Below are 3,769 nucleotides of genomic sequence, written 5' to 3'. Positions count from 1 at the left end.
TGCTGGCCATGCTGAAGTCCGTCAGCCGATCGGCAGATTATGTCGAGTGATCGCTGCTCAAATACCTTAGGCGGCAAGGAATTGCCGCCGCGGACTCTGCATAATCCAGCGCTCCACATAATTGCGGTTATGCGGAGCTCCGCATAACCGCAAGGGGGCCGAGGGCCTGGCGGCGCTGGTGCGCGACACGATGGGCGCCGATCCGTTCTTATGCATCGGGTGAGATTATGTGGCGGAGCCATCCTAGCGCCAGCCGGGGTCTGCCAAATCTGGCATGCTCCGCCACATAATGTTTTAGCTTAGATGCTGTTCAGCAGTTGCAGAACGGCATCGGTGGGCCGGAAGCGGGCCCCGTAATTGCCCTCGATGCCCGCCTTTTCGAGTCCGTTGCGCATCATCTCGACATCCGCGGCGGCATAGCGGTGGGTGGTGGCGACCTGTGCGTGCCCGAGCCAGGCTTGAATCGTCAAAAGATCCACGCCGGACTGGAGAAGCTTCATGGCAAGGGAGTGCCAGAAGATGTGTGGCGATATGGGCTTCTCGGCCAAGTCCGGCCTTATGGCCACTGCCTTGGCCGCCGCTCGTCGTACGATGTGGGTCGCCCCGAAGCGCGTCAGGCGCTCATTGTGGGCGCCGACAAAGATCGGTCGTGGTTCGTGGTTGGCGATACCGCGTTCGCGCAACAAGGCCGCCACCGCTCTCGCCAGATCCTGAGGAACGGGGATGACGCGATCTCTGCGCCCCTTACCGTGCAACAGCACCTGCGAACGCGGGCGTTCCAACTGAAGGTCGTCAGCATTGACACTGATGGCTTCGGAGACCCGCGCGCCGGTCCGCGCCAGGAACAGCAGAAACGCGCGGTCGCGCCGACCACGGGGCGTCCTCTGATCGGGCGCTGCAATGATTGCGTCCACTTCTGCGTTGGTGAGGTGGCGCGTCACCTCAATGTGCGCCCGTTTTGTGGGAATCGTCAAAACGCGTTGCGCGACACCAAAGGACGCCGGGTCGGCCGCTGCCACATGGTGGAAGAAAGATCGTATCGCAGCTAGTCGGGCATTGCGCGTGGCGACGGTGTTGTTGCGCTTCTCCTCGAGTTCGTCGAGAAAGGCGAGAATGAGGTCTCGATCGAGATCTTCGAGCACCAACGCCGCCGGCCTCTTCCGCAACCTGGTGGCGGCAAAGAGGATCAGCATGCGCAAGGCGTCGCGATAGCTCGCGACAGTCGCGGGAGTGGCGTTGCGCTGCTTGGTCAAGCGCCGGCGAAAGTAGGATTCCAGGAGCGGCGCCAGGAGCAGATGTTCGCTCATGCTGCACCTCCATCGAGGAAAGCGCGGTCCGCCGCAATGGCGAGAAGATCCGCCGAACCAGTGAGGTAGTAGGCTGTATCGCTGTAGCTGGCGTGGCCGAGATAGGTGGCGAGCAACGGGAGCAACGCCTGAACGTCTGCACGCTGTTGATGCCAGAAGCTGAGGCGGGTCACGGCGAACCGGTGCCTGAGATCGTGCGGCCTTAAGGGCTTACCGCCATCAAGGCCGGCGAGCTTGCGGACCTCGGCAAAACCGTTTTGCAGGCCTGTCGCCGAGAGGCGGTTGCCACGAGAGCTGAGGAAGAAGCCCTGGTCCTTGGGCGTGGGAAAGGCGGCGTCACGCTCACGGGCGTAGTGGCGAAGGGCAGCCTGGGTCGTCGTATGAACTGGAACGAGACGGTCCTTGCGGAACTTCGTCTTCCGAACCAGAAGCACCCCGCTGGTCAGATCGACGTCGGAACGATCAAGCCTGACCACTTCGCCAGATCGCAGTCCCGAGCTTGCCAACAATCCGATCAGCGTTGCCATCGTCCGCCCCCTGAGAGGGATGCCTGGCGAAATGCGCGCACATGCGTCGATGAGCGACGCCAACTCTGACTCGCTGAGGATCCGCGGCGGCGGAATTGCCCTGGATCTGGGGAATACTCTGCGCTCCAAGGCCTCGGTTTGGGCGTCATAGATGGTGAGATACTCGTAGAATCGGCGGAGCACGCCGTGACGAGTGGTGCGGCTGTTGGCGGCGCCACCGAACGACAGGATGAAGTCCAGCGCCATCGTCCGGGTGGCGGGCGCATCGAACTGAGCGTGTTCAACGTAGCGGACGAAAGCCCGCAACGTGGCGGCTTGTTTGCTGAAAGAGTAGCCGAGCGACTGGCGCAGTTTGATGTAACGCTCGGCCTTCTCGCCGAGGAATTGGGTAAAGGCGGTCATGCCGCGCCTCCCGGAAACGGGAGTGCGACCTCGGCGAGTTGCGAGGCCGCAACCTTCACGTACAGCGCCGTTGTATTGATGCTCCGGTGGCCAAGAAGATCGGCGACCTCGTTGATTGGCCTTCGCTGCCTGACGAGCTGGGTGGCAAGGCTGTGGCGCAGGAGATGCGCACCTGCGACCCGCCCGAGTTCGACCCCGCCATGCCGCAACCGCTTCCGCACGATCCTCGAAACAGGCGACGCGCACTTGAACGGCCCCAGCGGCGGCGCGAAGGACAGGAACAAATAAGGACTATCCAACTTCGGTCGAGCGCGCAGGATGTAATCGGCGAGTGCGGCGCCGGTCTCCTCGAGGAGTGGCACCACCCGATCACGCTTGCCCTTAGTGCGCCGGACAAAAACCTCGCCAGTACGCCAGTCGATATCCTTCAGCCGAATGGCGCGTAACTCGCCGTTGCGAATGCCCGTGGTGGCCAGCAGCAGCAGGACGGCTCGATCGCGGATGTCGACCGGTGTCGTTGCGCCGATCGCATCGATCGCCTGCCGAACGTCATCCCATGCAAGGCGCGGCGGCAAATGTGCTAAACGCCAAGAGGGCGTCCTTGGGACAACGCGGGCGAGATCTTGGCGATGGTGGCCGGCCCAATACAAGAACCGAAGAAATGTTCGAATGTGAGAAGTCGCTGCCGTGCGGCTGCTGGAGGTCGCCGATAGTGACAGCCGATGCTCGACAGCAGCAAGGACCTGCTCAGCCGTCAACGCCTCGAGGTCATGGCCGAGATGGTGATGGCGGAACCAATCCAGAAAGCGGCGGCCGCCCAGAAGAACGCCTTCGCGGGTCTTAGGCTCCAGCCCCCGTACCCTATGCAGATAGTCCGAAAAGTAGGCCAGAAGCGGAGCATCGGGATCAGCCTCTTCACTTGGAATAGAAATAATGAACCGCTCCGGAGCCACTCGCCGTGCGTGTCCTAGCGCCGATACTGCACCAATGCGCGGAGTATCCGTAGTAAACGTGCGCAAATAGCTATCGACGACATCTTGATGGATCGGCATCGGACCGCAGCGCGTCCTGGCAAACTGGCTAAATGCGCAATCCGGCTCAGATAACTCTTGGCCGACGCTCGCTTGTAACCAAGCGTGAAGAAATGCTCCGCAAGACGGTCCATCTCGTCACCAAGCGCACCGCTACGTAGGCGCTTGAGCACCCCTTTATACGAAAAATACAACTCGAGCATATTGCCCCTCCGAAATAGGGGCGCAGGGGAATCCCGCACCCATCCGAGAGGTAGGAATATTATGTGGCGGAGAATTGCAGTCTTTGCCGGCCCAGGCTGGCATCAGGAGGCCCCCGCCACATAATCTCGTGCAACACATAAGAACGGTTAGGTGGCGCGCCACCTAACCGCACTCCGGCGCGGTCTACGTCTTCAGGGCCAAGCGCGCCGACCGGGTCAAGCTGGTCTACTTCGACGGCACCGGCGTGTGCCTGCTGGCGAAGCGCCTGGAGGACGGGAAGTTCTGCTGGCCTGCCATC

The 3,769-nt window shown here is 61.8% G+C and carries 3 protein-coding genes and 1 pseudogene; 1 reads left to right on the top strand and 3 read right to left on the bottom strand.

The annotated features are described in order from the left end of the window. Nucleotides 1-299 precede the first annotated feature (299 nt). The 3 genes from O7A70_RS33535 to O7A70_RS33525 are packed head-to-tail and all read right to left on the bottom strand — an operon-like array spanning nt 300 to nt 3,288. Nucleotides 300-1,307 (bottom strand): tyrosine-type recombinase/integrase, encoded by a 1,008-nt coding sequence (locus O7A70_RS33535; protein ID WP_337144165.1) that lies wholly within the window; start codon nt 1,305-1,307, stop codon nt 300-302. Continuing rightward, on the bottom strand, nt 1,304-2,236 hold the full coding sequence (locus tag O7A70_RS33530) for a tyrosine-type recombinase/integrase (RefSeq protein WP_337144164.1): 933 nt from the start codon (nt 2,234-2,236) through the stop codon (nt 1,304-1,306). The genes O7A70_RS33535 and O7A70_RS33530 overlap by 4 nt, the downstream gene beginning before the upstream one ends. After that, nucleotides 2,233-3,288, bottom strand: coding sequence for a site-specific integrase (locus tag O7A70_RS33525; RefSeq protein WP_337144163.1), 1,056 nt, complete (start codon nt 3,286-3,288; stop codon nt 2,233-2,235). Before O7A70_RS33525 ends, O7A70_RS33530 begins: the two co-directional genes overlap by 4 nt. Nucleotides 3,289-3,649: 361 nt before the next feature. Here O7A70_RS33525 and tnpB point away from each other — a divergent pair. Continuing rightward, a pseudogene (gene tnpB, locus O7A70_RS34430) lies at nt 3,650-3,769 on the top strand (IS66 family insertion sequence element accessory protein TnpB); the annotation flags it as partial.

This window comes from Mesorhizobium sp. Cs1299R1N1 (assembly GCF_037179655.1).
Taxonomy (GTDB): Bacteria; Pseudomonadota; Alphaproteobacteria; order Rhizobiales; family Rhizobiaceae; genus Mesorhizobium; species Mesorhizobium salmacidum.
The sequence above is the reverse complement of the archived record's forward strand: the minus strand, read 5'-3'. Positions and strand labels throughout refer to the sequence as shown.